Annotated in this window: 14 protein-coding genes; 1 reads left to right on the forward strand and 13 read right to left on the reverse strand. The window is 42.5% G+C overall.

All coding sequences use genetic code 11. The features are described from left to right. Positions 1–112 precede the first annotated feature (112 nt). The 11 genes from MNQ98_RS26170 to MNQ98_RS26220 all read right to left on the reverse strand — a co-directional run bounded on the left by MNQ98_RS26170 (position 113) and on the right by MNQ98_RS26220 (position 12,785). Positions 113–3,922 carry a glycosyl hydrolase family 18 protein gene (locus tag MNQ98_RS26170; RefSeq protein WP_241930826.1) on the reverse strand — a complete coding sequence of 1,270 codons (3,810 nt, stop codon included), beginning with the start codon at positions 3,920–3,922 and terminating at the stop codon, positions 113–115. Positions 3,923–4,344: 422 nt separating this feature from the next. Beyond that, positions 4,345–4,911: an NADPH-dependent FMN reductase gene (locus MNQ98_RS26175; protein WP_241930827.1), complete on the reverse strand. Its 567-nt coding sequence runs from the start codon at positions 4,909–4,911 to the stop codon at positions 4,345–4,347. Positions 4,912–4,924: 13 nt separating this feature from the next. Continuing rightward, the gene (locus MNQ98_RS26180; RefSeq protein WP_241930828.1) at positions 4,925–5,983 is read right to left on the reverse strand and encodes an LLM class flavin-dependent oxidoreductase; all 1,059 of its coding nucleotides are present in this window, start codon (positions 5,981–5,983) and stop codon (positions 4,925–4,927) included. Positions 5,984–6,000: 17 nt separating this feature from the next. Further along, positions 6,001–6,942 (reverse strand): ring-cleaving dioxygenase, encoded by a 942-nt coding sequence (locus MNQ98_RS26185; RefSeq protein ID WP_241930829.1) that lies wholly within the window; start codon positions 6,940–6,942, stop codon positions 6,001–6,003. 50 nt (positions 6,943–6,992) lie between these two features. Then, positions 6,993–7,436 carry a MarR family winged helix-turn-helix transcriptional regulator gene (locus MNQ98_RS26190; RefSeq protein WP_241930830.1) on the reverse strand — a complete coding sequence of 148 codons (444 nt, stop codon included), beginning with the start codon at positions 7,434–7,436 and terminating at the stop codon, positions 6,993–6,995. Positions 7,437–7,646: 210 nt separating this feature from the next. Then, positions 7,647–8,540, reverse strand: a complete 894-nt coding sequence (locus MNQ98_RS26195) for a DUF2268 domain-containing putative Zn-dependent protease (protein WP_241930831.1) — start codon at positions 8,538–8,540, stop codon at positions 7,647–7,649. A gap of 112 nt (positions 8,541–8,652) precedes the next feature. Further along, the gene (locus MNQ98_RS26200; RefSeq protein WP_241930832.1) at positions 8,653–9,528 is read right to left on the reverse strand and encodes an SDR family oxidoreductase; all 876 of its coding nucleotides are present in this window, start codon (positions 9,526–9,528) and stop codon (positions 8,653–8,655) included. Continuing rightward, positions 9,525–10,010 (reverse strand): hypothetical protein, encoded by a 486-nt coding sequence (locus MNQ98_RS26205; RefSeq protein ID WP_241930833.1) that lies wholly within the window; start codon positions 10,008–10,010, stop codon positions 9,525–9,527. Before MNQ98_RS26205 ends, MNQ98_RS26200 begins: the two co-directional genes overlap by 4 nt. A 104-nt stretch (positions 10,011–10,114) precedes the next feature. Next, positions 10,115–10,675, reverse strand: a complete 561-nt coding sequence (locus MNQ98_RS26210) for a MarR family winged helix-turn-helix transcriptional regulator (RefSeq protein WP_241930834.1) — start codon at positions 10,673–10,675, stop codon at positions 10,115–10,117. A 274-nt stretch (positions 10,676–10,949) separates the two neighbouring features. Further along, complete coding sequence (catA, locus tag MNQ98_RS26215; protein WP_241930835.1) at positions 10,950–11,609, reverse strand: type A chloramphenicol O-acetyltransferase; 660 nt, start codon at positions 11,607–11,609, stop codon at positions 10,950–10,952. Between the two features lie 258 nt (positions 11,610–11,867). After that, positions 11,868–12,785: a DMT family transporter gene (locus tag MNQ98_RS26220; protein ID WP_241930836.1), complete on the reverse strand. Its 918-nt coding sequence runs from the start codon at positions 12,783–12,785 to the stop codon at positions 11,868–11,870. Between the two features lie 118 nt (positions 12,786–12,903). Here MNQ98_RS26220 and MNQ98_RS26225 point away from each other — a divergent pair, with 118 nt between their 5' ends. Continuing rightward, complete coding sequence (locus MNQ98_RS26225) at positions 12,904–14,244, forward strand: aminotransferase-like domain-containing protein (RefSeq protein ID WP_241930837.1); 1,341 nt, start codon at positions 12,904–12,906, stop codon at positions 14,242–14,244. On the opposite strand, the gene MNQ98_RS26230 is transcribed toward MNQ98_RS26225, so the two are convergent. Both MNQ98_RS26230 and MNQ98_RS26235 read right to left on the reverse strand, forming a co-directional pair. Then, positions 14,237–15,649: a sensor histidine kinase gene (locus MNQ98_RS26230; protein ID WP_241930838.1), complete on the reverse strand. Its 1,413-nt coding sequence runs from the start codon at positions 15,647–15,649 to the stop codon at positions 14,237–14,239. The two genes, MNQ98_RS26225 and MNQ98_RS26230, sit on opposite strands and share 8 nt — an antisense overlap. Then, positions 15,639–16,361 (reverse strand): response regulator transcription factor, encoded by a 723-nt coding sequence (locus MNQ98_RS26235; protein ID WP_241930839.1) that lies wholly within the window; start codon positions 16,359–16,361, stop codon positions 15,639–15,641. The genes MNQ98_RS26230 and MNQ98_RS26235 overlap by 11 nt, the downstream gene beginning before the upstream one ends. Positions 16,362–16,505 lie beyond the last annotated feature (144 nt).

Consider the following 16,505-nt stretch of genomic DNA (forward strand, 5'->3'; position numbering starts at 1 on the left):
TGGAATATACGTTAACTTGGTTAGAAAGGTTTCTTGATTTATTCTCATCTCATAACAGAAAAAAGAGGAGGGTCCCAGGCCAACAGACCTTTGGGGACGCCCCCTCTTCAATTTAATTAGATAGTTGTAATGATCGCAGCATTCTCATCACGGTCACTGCAGTCTGAGCTTTCGTTATGTTGGACTGAGGGTCCAGACGGGTTTTGGATACCCCGTTCATAATCTGCTCTTGTACGATAAAGGCCAGTGACGATTTCGCATAAGAAGAAATAGTGGATTGATCAACAAAATGCCCTAGCACACCCGCTTTGGCTTCACCCGTTTTGCCTGCGTACTTCATTGCATTCGCAAGCATAACAGCGATCTCCTGACGGGTCACCAATCCGTTTGGATCAAATGTATCTTTCGTTTTCCCTTGGATTAAACCTAATTTTGATGCTGCTGCGATATCACCAGCATACTTGGACTTTACATCCACATCTTTAAACGCAGAACTGGTTGAATCCGGTATAATCCCCAAGCCCCTTACGATCATTGACACGACCTCAGCTCGGGTAGCGCTCTTGTTCACTCCGAAAATATTTGCACTTTCTCCAGAGGCAATCAGCTTCGCGGCTGCCAGATGAACATCCTTCTGTAACCAGCCCTTTGTAGCGTCTTGGAAGTTGTAGTTAGTTTTGATTAAAGCGTACATACCGCTGCCTTTTGTTTTCATTTCGACAGTTACCGTTCCATCCGCATTCACTTTAAATACCGTTGGAACAGGACGAAGCTCGTTGCTTCCCGGGATGAAGATCACACCGAAAGTGCGATTCACATCGATATCCTTCGCGTTTAATGTGAATATGCGGCTAATATAGTATTTTCCGATATCGGTAAGTGATTTGGCCGTTTGCCCAGAAGCGATCCCTTCAATCTTTAACTCAAACGGTTGAACCAGTTCCGGTATCCCCTTGGAACCGAGCTCTTTTTTCATCTGCTCCAAGACGCTTTGCTCCGGCGTTTGGAACGAAATTTTAATGTCTGCCGTTCCATGGATCGCATGAACCGGAATGCTGTATTCAGCATCCTTCATACGGATCGACAGTGCGGCTTTCTCTCCTTTTTTGGCAATTGCCGCTATGATCTGTTGAGGTAAGGTCAATTCCACCGGCTTTCCGCCATCGCTGTCAATAACAATGTTAAACGTGATTGAAGACGAATCATCAATCTTCTTAATGGCTGCTGCATCCGTTGGCAGCGTGACTACCGTTGTGTCGCCATTTTTGCTGACCTTTGTTCCTAATTCGTTTTTGTCTTTATCTGCTGGTGGAGGTGTTGTTGATGGCGAAGTAGTTGTTCCCCCCCCACCTCCTTCTCCTCCCCCAGATGTTGGTGGAGTCGCCGTATCTGATGAGGTTGTCACTTTCAATACGTCACTGTTTCTGGATACTCTTTGCACGGTCTCATTAGCCTTCTCAATCGCCAATATATGAATGGCATATTCGGTATCTGGCTTAAGACCGTTTATCGTATACTGCGGTTCTGCTGTATTTCCAACCCACTGCTTATTCACGTATACCTCATAGCCTGTTGCTCCCTCTGAAGCATTCCATTTCAACTGTAGTGATCTGGCCTGCTTGGAAGCAACCGAGATTTGAGAAGGAGCGGCTAATTGTGACGTATTCACGGTACCGTTAATTGGCAAATCATGTACTAATTGTGTATTGAGTGTCTTGTTACGGTCACCGCTGATATCCCAGCTCATAACTCCTGCAATATCCAACGATTTTACGAGTGAAGCGCTGTATAACATCGACTCCTTATCATTATAGGTAATAAAGACTTTGTTCTCACTGTTATACAGATAAGCTACTTTTGAAGCCTCGTTCCAATAACGGACATAGCCGTTTTTGTTCACATAATTTCTTTCGAGATCGGTGTAATCAAAAAGATTGGCTTCCCATGTATAGATTATTTCCGTGCCCCCAGCACAGGTCTGGTATTGCCCATTTGGCAGACAATCCCTATAGCCCTTCCCATAGAACGGAATCCCAAGTACTAACTTATGCTTAGGTACTCCACCGTTTAAATGGCCTAAAGCTCCACCCTGCACATTATTTCTAGGGGCATTCCTGCCTGGATGGTTTTTATCATAAAATAACGGCGCATTGTGATGACCAAGTGTATCTTTCAGTCCGCTGTAATCATAGGTCATAATGTTGATAAAATCGAGATAGTTTACAGAATTCGCAAAATCCGCATTCACAACAAAATTATCACCTTGTCCGGAAGCAATCGTCTGAAGATAATACTTACCGTCTTCCATGCCAGCCGCATCTAAAGCATCACGAACCGTTTTCATCAAAAGTGTAAAGTTTTCTTTATCTTCCGGTCGTCTGGAGTTGTCATCCACTCCACCTTCAACCGGGTATTCCCAGTCGATGTCTACTCCGTCCAATCGGTACTCCCTTAGAAATTTCACAACCGAATTGGCAAAAGCGTGACGTGTCTCTTCAGTAGCTGCTATGTTTGAAAAGTTCTTGGACCAGGTCCAGCCGCCAACCGAAATCATCATCTTTAGATGCGGATTTTGATTTCTAATGTTTGCGAATGTTTCAAAATTGTTTATATCGAACTCAGGATCGCCAATAACCATCTCACCATCAAATACATAATCTTTTTGCAATGGAATGTTCTCATTCTGGCAAGCTGCAGCACCTGTGCCAAACTTTTTCCAACATAAATCAGCAAAAGCATAATTGATATGCGTAATTTGAGATACGTCAATGTCAGTTGGTTTAAAGTTTCGCTTTTCAATTCCAGACCATGAAGTGTAATACGTAACATTGGTATAATCGCTACCTGGCACAACGGAGATTTCGCTGCTTGCCGGAGACTCCCACAGATTATTTTTAGCCACGACGGTGAATGAATAGGTTTGCCCTTCTGTAAGTCCATTTGCTACAAAGCGATTCGCATCGTTTGAACCTACAAGCTTACCAGCCTGGAAAATATCATAACTTGTTGCTCCAGGTACAGGTGCCCACCCCAGTGAAGCTGTTGTTCTCGTTGCTGTGATAACCTGTAAATCCTTAGGAGCGGAAAGCTCTCCCCAGGTAATCTTTACTTTATTGCTTTTTTTTGAAGCCGGATGCGGAGGGTTTTGTGCTCCAACTTCAAAGGTGTATGTTCTACCTGATTCCATACCCGCTTCAGGTGCATAAGTAATCGAGGTTACCGTATTACTCCATACACCGTTAATCCATTGGCCATCCACATAAAAATCGTATCCCGTTGCCTTCGAAACGCCCCCCCAGCCAAGTGTTATAGAGTTATACGTGACACCAGTCACTGTTAAATAACTTGGTGGCGTTAGAGGCGGATCCTTGTATTCGCTTACATCCTCTAACGTTGTAAACGTCACTACATTGCTTCTTTGTTCTGGCTTAAGATTAGCTACCTGTACTCCATCCGGACCGATAAAAAATGAATATTCGGTCAAAGGACTCAACCCGCCTACAGTTCGAGCCCCACTATTCCCCCAAGTAACCCACCCGTTAGTCTTGGCATTCCAAATCCAGTAATCATTGATGCCAGGAGCAGCGTCCCATTCCAAAGATACGGTGTTATGGGTTACTTCTACGACTCTAAGATTGGTAGCGCCGACATTCGATGCCTTAATTGAATCCTTTGCTGCTTCTGGTTTCTGTGGAGCCGCCTCTGGATTCTGCGGAAGTGCTTCCGGATCTTGAGGAGTCCCTTCTGGATTTTGTGGTTCCACCGGGGCAACCTCCTCAGGTGCAGGTGCTTCCGCAGGATTTTCAATAACATCTGTTTCAGCGTATGAGGTTGAAGCGTTAAACAATGTACCAAACGCCAATAGCATGCTCAGGAACAAAACCATCATGTTCGAATATTTCTTCCGGCCAGATCTATGCATATATTCACCTCTAAATACTGAATTTTGTAAATAAATTCGATAAAATGTTTATTAGTTGACCCCTATCTCTGATAAAATTTGTAAGCGGTTACCATATTGTGCGAAAGTATGTTCTTCCCAGCCTCCTTGTTAGTTTACTAGTCACTTTCTTGCTTGTACTTGTACGAACGCTACACCTCCTTTACAAAATAATGTTATGTATGTAAATTCAGTCATTTTTATAATGGAATGAAGTTCATCATATAGGAAGGGGGATTTTTCCATTCTAGAGGGATAAAAATGGATGATGCATAAATGAACACGACCTACTGTTTTGAAAATGAAAATAGGACTATCTTTTCTGCGCTTTAAATTGCAGAAAGATAGTCCCAAGTCCCCAAAACCTGTTATTAAACTTTCCGGCTATTCACCGGAAGCCCTCATTAGAAATCATATGCCACATCTTTTGCTTGTTTCATGCTTGCAACCGCGTTGACTTGTAATACGGTATCCTCTACTAGACGCTCAATACGGAACAGGATATCATCATTCACTATTTCCTTTCGATGAAAATCCTTTTCTTCTATGAATACATAACCAGGCACGATATACGCCTTCATATAAGATAAAATCGGCTTTAATTGCTGTTCCACCATTAAATAATGTTTTGCTGTCCCGGCAGTTACAAAGATACTCACAACCTTGTCCCGAAATGCATTGATCGGCAATAAATCAAAAATATTTTTTAGCGCTGCTGGAATAGAAGCTTGAAAGGTTGGTGTCCCGATGATAAGGGCGTCCGCCGCCATGATCGTTTCGGTCACGTATTTTGTATCCCCTTCATATTCCCAATAATTTCGGCCATCGCTAAAAACCATATGATAATCGGCCAAATCAAGCAATGTTATGTCAGCGTCCGGATACTTTTCACGGGTTACCTTCAAAGTATAATTCATTGCTGTTCTTGTTTTAGAGCCTACATTTGAGCCGGCAATGCCTACAATTTTCATGTAATATCCTCCTTTACTTTTTAGCTGTATGCTTTTTAATGGCTGGCATAATCTCTGTTGCTATGAGCTCAATGTTCTTCACGATTTTCTCAAACGGTAAACCACCAAAGTCGATTTGTGCCATGAATCGTTGATGTCCATACAGTTCATATTGGTAAAGCATTTTTTCAATAATTTGCTGCGGGCTGCCGATCATTAGCGCATCGCGATGATCTGTCGCCTGGGCAAATTGCTGTTTTGGATATCCGCTCCCCTTTAATGCCATCATCCCAGAATCGATGTGAGGGTAGTATTCTCGAAGTGCATCCTGCGAGGTTTCTGCTGTATAGAACAAACTGGTTGTCGCTATTGGTAATGTTGAAGAATCAAAGCCGCTTTTCTGTGCTGCTTCCCGATATGCATCAACAGCAATTTTAAAGTTAACAGCCGGACCACCCAGCGTTGTTAACATCATTGGAACACCGGCATAACCTGCTTTAATTGCACTTGCTGGTGGCCCCCCTACTGCACGCCAAATCGGCATTTGTTCATTTTGCGGCTGCGGAATAATGGTTGCATTTTTGAGTGGTGCCCGGAATTGTCCTTCCCACGTTACGGTCTCTTCAGCATTTAGCTTCAATAATAGATCCATCTTTTCTTCAAACAATTCTTCATAATCACGTACATCATAACCGAGCAAACTGTAAGCACCGACACGAGAGCCACGACCAGCAACAATTTCAGCACGGCCTTTTGAGATCAGATCGAGTGTTGCAAAATCTTCGTATACGCGCACAGGATCCGACGTGCTTAACACAGTTGCCGAGCTTGCAATTTTAATGTTCTTAGTTGCTTGAGCAATCGCGCCTAAAATTACCGTATGTGCTTGTGTTGTAAAATGTGCCTGATGGCTCTCACCTACTGCAAATACATCCAGGCCTGCTTCTTCTGCCAGCTTGCTTGTCTCAATGATTTCATGAATACGCTGCTCGGCGCTAATACGAGTTCCGGTCGTCGGATCTACCAAATGCTCACCGATCGAATATAAACCAAATTCCATTCCTTTATTTGTATCGATACGATATTTTTCCATTTTATAATCTCTCCTTCTTATTCTAATGGTGTTAATCCAGCTTCAATCTCAGCACGTCTTCCTTCTAAAAATGGTGGTAAATCAAGTTTTTCACCTAAATCTTCAACCTTAGAATCTGCTGTAAATCCCGGCCCATCTGTCGCAATTTCGAATAAAATGCCATTGGATTCACGGAAGTATAAACTTTTGAAGTAAAAGCGATCAATAACACCCGTTGATTGGAAGCCCCGTTTTTTTACAACTTCATTCCAGTAAGCGATCTCCTCTTCGTTTTTCACACGAATCGCCAAATGATGAATGCTTCCTCGACCCGGCTTTTCGCTTGGTCCATCTTGCTGCTTCACCACAATTTCACCGAGCACTTGCCCTTTAACTGACTGGTAAATCGCTTCTTGCTCTGAACGCAAGACTTCGATATATCCGAACATATCTGTTAGTGTTTTAGCCAATTTGTCTACATTCCGTACGGTCATTTCTACCGTTCCCATCCCTAAAATGCGATGTTCTTGTTCGACTAATGATTGTTCCCATGCCGCCCAATCCTTCGGCACTTCCGCACCATTGTTGTTAATGAGAATAAGGCGCAGCCCTTCCGAGTCTTCAAATGGCAATGCTTCTCTGCCTGCATACGTGGTGATATCACCATGTTTTACATTTAGTTGTTCAAAGCGCCCTTTCCAATAGTTCAGACTTTCGGATGATGGGACAAGCAGGCCAATCTGTGTAATCGCATTGGTACCACGAACAGTTCTGCCTGCAGCTGGCATTTCAAAAAAAGATAGCTCTGTGCCCGCGCTTCCGGTTAAATCCCCATAAAATAAATGGTACATGAAAGGATTATCTTGATTGACGGTCTTCTTCACTCTGCGTAAGCCCAATATCTTTTGATAAAATTCATTATTCAATTGAGCATTTTTTGTCAGCATGGATATATGATGGTGTCCTGGAATTTGGTACACGGTAGTTCCTCCTTTTTAACTTGACTAATCAAGTGATAGTGTAAAAAAATTTACTGGGGTGGTATTTGTTTTTTTTGGCTATGCTTATGCACACGTGTCATTAGTGTATACAGTGTTTTCTTTTCTTCTTCATTTAATATGTCGTCAAAAAATGATGATTGGAAACCTAGTTGTGCCGGCATGGCTTCTTCCAATATCTCCGTCCCTTTTTCGGTTAAGGAAATTGTTTTGGTTTTCCACTCTTGCTTTCGCGCAATGTAACCTTCTTTCTCAAGACGGGCAAGCATGCGAGAAATTCCACCTTGTGTGACGGTTACTTTTTCAGCAAGCTCGATCTGTGTTAATGGCTGATATACATGTATTTGCGCAAGCACATCAAATTGTGCTGTTGTTAAATCAAATCGCTTTAAAAACTCATTCGACATTTGGTTACTCTGGTTGGTGAAACGAATTAAACGTAACCAGATTAACGAACCAATCGTATTCTTATCCACTTCATTTCCCCTTCTCATCGTTAACCTTGATATCACTTTACTACTCAATTGATAAAAATGCAAGGGGGGATTCCGAAGATTAGTATATACGCCTCCTCCTAGATTCTCGTGCTAAACCACGGAGGCGGTACAGAATGATAAAAAACCGGGCAAATATCAGGATATGATCCTGGATCTGCTCGGCTTTATTACCCATTCCGAGATCAATGTTTATAGAACACCAGATCCCTTAATTATGTCTTCTGCACTCAGCAAAGTAGCTTCTTGAATTGAAACCTTATTTCTTTTCATAAAAGATTGAACAACGTGATAACCGACAGCATATCCCGCTCCTGAGGATAGTCCTACGGGCGGATAACCTTCTTTCTTGGCGAATTCATCCCCGAACATATAACTGCTGACTTCCGCAAATCCTTTAACATCCAGACCTTCCCGTATGACGTTAATGGAATATTCCAGTTCTTCCTGATCAATAGAAGTCACCCATGGACCTAAATATTCTTCCCCATACAAAGCAGTTGCAAAAGAATCAGCAAGTCCCTCAATAATGATATATTCGCCTACAGAAACATTCCCATGATCCCAATCTAAATAGGAAAAGCGCAAATTATGATGAAACTCATGTGCAATCAGTGAGGGCATTCTCGGAATATTATATTCGTTTGGATGAATGGTTATCGTGACATAACCCGGAATACCGCCAAAACCGCAATATCCATTTTCATTCTGGAGCTTTATAGGATCGGCAATATACAACCCGAATATTAAATCCTCCGCCTTTACGGCTAAGCCTGATGCTGATGAAAATGCAATACAATCTGCTATCGTTTTCTTCGCGATTTCAAGTGCGTTGATTCCTTTTAAATCCCTTAAAGCTTTTTCAGCGACATCGTTATTATGAATGTCTAAGTATCCCATCATTTGAGTGGCCATCAAAACATCATATCCGTTGGGCTCCTTAGCCTTCATCGGGACATTTATTGTCCTCCACATAACTTCCAGAGGCTTCATCATTGTGTACCTAAAGAAGTCCTCTCTTTTCTCATTCGGTAAAGAAAGCATGGTTTCGTACTGGGTTATCGTATCTTCTATAATAATATTCATCGTAAAATCCCTCCTACGACCACCTTAAGCTATGACGTAGCGTAAAGGTCAACAGCTTTCAGGAAATGAAAAAGAGCATCTTCCTTTATGGAAGACGCTCTGCAGCTTATCATTAGTTACTCTGCCGGAAACTTTCTACATACTCATGCAAAAAAGCATCAAGCGTGCGAGGCTCTCTGCCTAGCAAACGCCTTACAGTATCCATAGGCTTTTCTGGCACCGTCATAGCCATGGCTTGAATTTCTACAACATGGTTCGCGATCCAAGGAGGCATGTTCCCGTGCTCAGTAAGATTGCGAAGTAATTCTTGGGGGTCCACGTTGATGTAACGGATCGGTCGATGAAGCAGAGTGGATAATTCACTCGCGATCTGGGGATAGCTGAAAATCTCCGAACCAGTAAGCGTATATATTCGGCCTGCTACCTCGCGGTTGGTCAGAACCTCTGCGGCAACGTCTGCGATATCGCGACAGTCAATGAAATTACAAGGTGAATCGCCCATGGAACCGAAGAAAATATCTTGTGTTGCGATCGTTGGTGCAAGGTGCAGTAAGTTTTGCATAAACGCATATGGGCGCAACACGGTATGAGTGAGACCCGATTCGGACAGGATCTTCTCGATTTCGTGATGCCAGCCCGCTACCGCCACTGGAGAGCTCTCCTCAAAGGCAGGACTGGATATTTTTACGATGTGTTCGATTCCAGCTTCGGCGGCAATCTGTATGATCGAAGTCTCCAATTCGATTTGTCTTGGACTATTGGACATTGCAAGAAAGAGCTGGCTAGCTCCTGTAAACGCACGGCGCAACGATTCGGGGTCAGAAGCATCAGCCGATACAACTTCGATAATTGACTGGCCTTTCTCTCCAATCTGAACACACAACTTCTCAGGCTCTCTGCTTATCGCCCGGGCGGGCACGCCAAGATCAACCAAACGTTTCAAAAGCGCACTTCCGATCATACCTGTTGCTCCAATAATAACTATCATTTTTTATCTTCTCCTTTTGATGAAAAATTTGTTGTGACGTTAAGACGCCAACGCCATGTCATTATCGTGCTTGCTATTAATCCAGATAGCGGGAAATCGCTCCAGACACGATTGACCCATGCCAAGTGATTGTTCGGAATAATAATTTCCATTAGACCAGATATCACCCATGCAGCGAATAGACCAAACGCTACCACTACCAAGTGAGGTGCGCCAATGATCCACCGCTTATGCCCCCCTCTGCTGCGCAACCAAAGACCAAGCATCCAAGCCACCAAGGCCGACGCTCCGCCGATTGTGGTCAATGCTCCTATTTGAAGGTCTCTGTTGGCAGTGATCAATCCCCCGATACCTGCCATAATGGCTGGAGCAGCATAGGCCATTACAACTTCACGCCAGAGTACAAACGTCTTTGCATTGGAACCACCAGCCTTAATGCGGTAATCACCATCTGTCTGATCTAGATATTTCATCTTGTTCATTTAGTTACTCCTTTCTTTTTAATCGTTCAGCAGTTGATTTATTGATATATAATTAGGAACCTAACTATATAAGAGTGAAAATGGGCTAGCTTAACTAGCCCGTTCTACTCCTTGCTGATGTTTTCCTTTTCGCCTGGATCATCCGTAAGTGCTGAGATGCCTTGTGTAATCCGACCTAACAGGTCGAGAAATACGCTGCGCTCCTCGATACTGAGCAAGCCCACCATTGCTTCCAGCCTTTCGAAATGCTCAGGCGCCATATCACGGAGCTTCTTCGCCCCTTTCTCCGTCAAAATGACCGATCTCTGACGGCCATCTTCTGAACTTGACCGTCGGGATACTAGACCATCTCGCTCAAGAGTGTCAATAAGACCCGTCACTGTAGCGCGAGTAACACCTAGATGTTCCGCTAATTGCGAGGGCAACTCTTCTCCGTCGTTATCTTCCAGGTCTGCCAATAAACGATATCGCCCTGTTGATAAACCGAATCTGGAGAAATGAACCTCTGCAGCATGTCCAAGCTTGGCTCCCGTCGCCATTAGCCTAGACGCAACAAGAACAGCCTGTGCGTCTATGTCTAGGTTATAGAGATCAATCTGACGTTTAGATTGTTCAAGCGAGGGAATAGCGCCAATGTCTTTTGTTACTTTATTATTGTTGTTCATGCATATAGTATGGCTCCTAATTATTTTTGTGTCAATATATTTCCTCAAATTCATTAACACCCAAGCCTACCCATATAACGTTGATGGAAAGCATTTCATCGTATCTTCTATAATAATATTCATCGTAAAATCCCTCCTACGACCACCTTAAGCTATGACGCAGCGTAATGGTCAACAGCTTATCAAGAAATGAAAAAGAGCATCTCCCTTTATGGAAGACGCTCTTTTCATCTCCGACTACCTCGTCCGATCTCACATCAGCTATACGTTCTGCTCATGATAGCTGTAGCCATTCATCGTAGTTGTTCGCTAATTGTTGTAGTTCATTAATGAATTGACTTGCATGATATCCATCACACACTGCATGATGTACCTGTAATGAAACAGGTAATAATGTTCGGCCGTCTTGGCAGAAATATTTACCGCCAGTCACAATGGGCAACAGATATTTACCATCGTTAAAGACGTTAATATTAAAGCCTGTGAAATTAACCCAAGGGATACTGGAAATCGGAAAAGAATTCATAGGGACATTATTTTTTGCTACGATCCCTTTCACATCACCATATTGTTTCAAATCTTTCTCGTAGTTGTTATAAAAGATCTGAAAATCATCGAAAAACTCAGTCCAAATGCTCGAAAATGATTTATCATCATTATGAAATATCGTAAAATCCGGTATCATACGATCCCAATATCCTAATTCATTTTCCTCATTAAAGCATGTTCTAAATTCCACATGAGCATTGACTACCTTTGTAATCATATAAATAAAAGTTGGATATAATTTGATATCTTGCGCACGAAGCGTCACTAGTAACGATGTAATATCAATATTAGCTGTGATGCTAAAAGTACACCTAACTTGATTTAAATAATGTTCAAAGTAAGGTTTTCTGTTCCAACTTTCCATATCAATTAAATTAAAATTCATAAGTTTAACCTCCTAAAATTCATCGTTTCTCATTTTAGGAGGTTATTTCCTCTGATTTCACCAACACTCTCTCTCACCCCAGTGCATTCATTCATTTTTTTTCAATGTAACACTTATTCAACCCTTGTTCAACTAACCTATAAGGCTTGATACCATTAATGATCTTTCCTAACCCATTTTCTAAATATATTATTAGAAAAAACAATAGCTAAAAGAATAATGAATATACCTAGAATGATAATATATAATATCTGTGAATTATTTATATCGATTTGTAAGTCCTCTGCCAAAGTAATTCGTACCAACGACCCCTATAATAATGACAACGGCACCAGCAAGATGGTATAGGTGAAATTCTTCCTTCAAGAAAATAACCCCGGCCAAGATTGTAATGAGCGTAGCAAAATTACTGAACACACTCATTTTTGTCGCCTCTATTTTTGATAAAACATAATTCGAAAGATACGAAGTTACGAGTGATGATAAAACACCTAAAAATAATATGGCTAAGACAAAATCGATATGCATAAAGGGTTGGAAAAATTGTTTTGTTGTACCCTTCATCACATGATTGCCAATCGCCATGGTGTTAAACACCAAAAATCCGAATAAAGTCATGCTATAGGTTAATGTCATTAATGAATATTGCTGCGTTAACTTTCTTGCAAAAACGTTATATAGCGCAGCAGCTACAGCCGATAGTAGAATTAACCCACTGCCGATCAAATTCGTTATCTGAGCTCCTACTCCATTCATAAAGAGCAAATAGATTACACCCATTACCGATAAACTAATGAAGACTAACTGTCCGCGTGTTGCTTTCTCCTTTAATACGATTCTTGCAAACACTAACGTAAAAATAGGAACCGTAGCTTGAATAATCCCAGCTTCAGAAGAAGATGTACGAACTAATCCAAACACTTGTAAGGCAAAAAAAGCAATAGGATATAACAACGCTAAAGGAAAAATCCGGAGTAAAACTCTCCAATCTATCCTTAATTTATTTTTGCTAATTCCTATAAAAATGGTGGCACCGATCAATGCAATCGTAAATCGATGCGCAAGTGTGTCCATTGGGCTCGCAACGGTTAGAGTCACTTTGACAAACATAAATGAAAGCCCAATAATGAATGCATATACAATTGCCGCGATATACGCTTTATTATTTTCTGCCATATGATTCACTCCCTGTATTTTCTGTCCGGCCGATAAAGCTATCGTAATGAAAAATAACATTTTGCACGATATAAAAAATACACATCTGTACCAGTACAGATGTGTAAGGAGCTATAATATGCTTAAGTATGAACTGATATACGACGAACTACGTCATCAAATTCAGACGGGCGACCTACATTCTGGTGCAAAACTGCCCTCTGTTCGAAATTTATCACAACACTTTTCTTGTAGTAAAAGTACAATACTAGCCGCTTTAAAGAAACTTGAAGACCAACACCTCATATATGCGATTCCTAAGAGCGGCTATTATGTCGTAGACCATCAAATGCCTCAGGAACCATCCACTACAGATTTCATAGATTTTGCAACATCATCACCAACATGGCACCATTTTCCTTACAAAGATTTTCAGCATTGCATCAACAAAGCTATCGATACGTATCAAGAAGATTTATTTCGATATGGTACACTGAACGGTTTGCCTTCATTAATTACAGAAACCAAAAAATTGTTAGAAACATATCAGGTATTTACACATACAGATCATATTTTCATTACTTCAGGCGTGCAGCAAGCACTATCCTTACTGAGCATCATGCCGTTTCCAAATCATCGCACAACCATTCTTGTAGAACAACCTAGCTATCACTTATATATGGACTTTATAAAAACGTATAGACTACAAGCTGTTGGCATTCGGCGTACAACACAAGGCATTGATTTAGATGAATTAGAACAAATTTTTCGTCAAGGCGACATTAAGTTTTTTTACACCATGCCACGATTCCATAACCCACTAGGTACTTCTTATAGCAAAAAGGAGAAAGAATCCATTCTGCAACTAGCCAATAAATATGATGTGTACATCGTAGAAGATGATTACTTAGCGGATTTTGAACAAAATAAAAAACTGGATCCGCTATTTTCGAATGATATAAACGAACGTGTTATTTACTTAAAAAGTCTTTCTAAAATTATGTTTCCTGGCTTACGCATTGGGTTCGCAATATTACCTAATGCGTTAAAAAATACTTTCCAACAGTATAAAAACACGACCGATATTGATAGCTCGATGATTTCACAAGCAGCCCTAGAGCTTTATTTGAAAAGTGGCATGTTTGAACACTATCAAGCACAAGTACGTGAGGCCTATACGGTTCGTGCCAAAATCCTTCAGCAATCTCTAAGAACACATATGCCAATGTATGAAACACCATCAGAAATTTGCATGCATAGTCATATCGTTTTGCCAAAACAAGTCAACATGAACTCGCTTCTTCGTCATTTATCACAACAGCATATTTTACTAGATACCATTGATCGAAATTATTTAGACGGATTTTATCGTGAAAGAATATTAAAGTTAAATGTTACGAATATCGAAGAGCATAAAATTGAGACCGGTATTAAAGAAATTGCCAAGGCCTTGAACAATTTAAAAAACTATTTTATTTAGAGATTATCTTTGGCAACGTCAATTCAAACCGCGTTGTTCCTCCGTCCGTGTCCAATACGAGCCAGCCTCCGTGTTTTTCCACGATATGCCTCGCGATCGTCAGGCCAAGGCCCGTCCCGCCGTCGCTTTTTCTCGCCGCATCGCCACGGACGAACGCGTCAAATACCCGATCCCACAGATGGTCGGGAATACCGACGCCATTATCGGCCACTTCGATTCGCACCTCCGTGTCTCGCTCAGTGAGCGTCAACCGCACAAGCGTCCCCGGCGGATTGTATTTCAGCGCATTTGCCAAGAGGTTGGAGACGGCGCGATACAGCAGCTTCCTATTAAACGGAACGATCACATCCTGTGAAGGAATATCGCATTCAAACACAAAATGCTTCTCCTCGAACAAGTCATAATAATCAACCGCCATCTCGCGGACGAATTCAGCAAGGTCACAAGCTTTTTTGACGATCGGATAGTCTGGGCTTTCTAGCTTGGACAGTTCAAACACGTCGTCGATCAACTCGGTGACAAGCCCTGTCTTATCATGAATAAGCTTTACAGTCCGCTGCTTCTTCTCTTCGTCTTCAATCATGCCGAGCTGCAGTGCTTTGGCATAGCCCTGAATCGTCGTAATCGGCGTCTTCAGATCATGCGAAATATGAACGAGCATCCGCTGCTTGCTTTCCTCCAGCAGTTTTTTCTCCGCTTCCGCCTTGTCCAGTTTCTCCGCCATAGCATTAAAGCTTTCCTGGATTTGCGCCAGTTCGTAATTCGCCTCGAAATGAAGTCTCTCGTAATATTGACCGCCCGCAACATTGCGGATACCTGTCGCAATCGCGCTTAACGGATTCGTTATTCTAACCGTGGTCAGACGGCTGTACACATACACATTGATTCCAAATAGTATGATGAACAGCAGTCCCGTCTCCATCAAGGCTCTCCAGAAAAATTTTTGGTTGTCAGCCGTCCCCTCGTCGAGAGCAATCTCTAATTTAATATTCGTTTTCGGTAGCTTAATGAGAGCATACTGGAGCTGCCCGTCATCCGTGTGGAACGGGGCGATGGAAGTGTAATAAAGTTTTTCCTTCACATCATAAAATAACGCGTTCAGCTCTTTTTCCGTATACGAAGCCGGCTTGTCCAGCTTACTGCCCTTTACTTCAATTACCCGCAGACTTTCATCGAGAATTTCCACCCAGCCATGGAACGCTTCAATCGTCTCCGTTGGCATGTCGGCTGTATTCGGCCGGATGATCTCGCTAGCTTGTAGTCGGGACAGTTCCTGAGCAGACAACCACTCATTCGTTCGCTCTACAAAAAACAGCAGCAGTAACAACACACTTACGCCAACCGTCAGCGAAAAGAAAATGTAGTTTCGGAGGAGCATGCCGAACAATTTCGATTTACGGCGCATGCAGCTCCTCCTTCTTGGCAAACCGGTATCCAAGCCCCCGAACTGTTTTCACATAAACAGGCATGCGGGGCGAATCTTCAATTTTGTCTCGCAACCGGCTAATTTGTACCATAATCGTGTTGTCGTCGGCAAAATACGGGTCCGACCATACGTTTTCGAAAATTTGCTTTTTCGTATAGATACGCCCCGGCTTGCTCATGAACAGCTTCAACAGCTTATATTCAATGGCAGTGAGCGCAATCGGCTCGCCTCGTTTATACAACATGCATGCTTCGTGATCGAGCGTCAGATCGCCAAGCTGTGTTTCGGCCATCTCCGCCTCCGCCCGTGTTAGAGCGGGATCGTTGAATTCGTACGTTCTCCGCAGCTGCGCCTGGATGCGCGCCACCACTTCTAACGGACTGAACGGCTTTGTTATGAAATCGTCCGCCCCTAGGCCGAGCCCGGTGATTTTGTCGGTTTCCTGATTTTTCGCCGACACGACAATGACCGGTAGCTTCGAATGCTTGCGAATCCATTGAAGCAGCTGGAAGCCGTCTAGATGCGGCATCATGATGTCGATGACGGCCAAATCGATCGAAGTCCGAGAGAACAGCTCTACCGCCGTCTGACCGTCGTTCGCTTCGAGCACGTCGAACTCTTTTTCCAGAAACAGCTTAAGCAAATCTACAATATCCGGTTCGTCATCGACTAGCAAAATCGTCTTACGCATCGTACTCCCTCCCTGTTATACGTATTGTTCGAGTCATGTTGACAATCTCCTGCAATGTAAGGTTAATTTAAGAGAAGTGAAAGTCAGTGGAAAGAAACATTCCCTATAATAGGAAATGTGTAATGCTTTTGAGCAACACGAATT

The organism is Paenibacillus sp. N3/727 (assembly GCF_022637315.1).
Lineage (GTDB): Bacteria > Bacillota > Bacilli > Paenibacillales > Paenibacillaceae > Paenibacillus_AQ > Paenibacillus_AQ uliginis.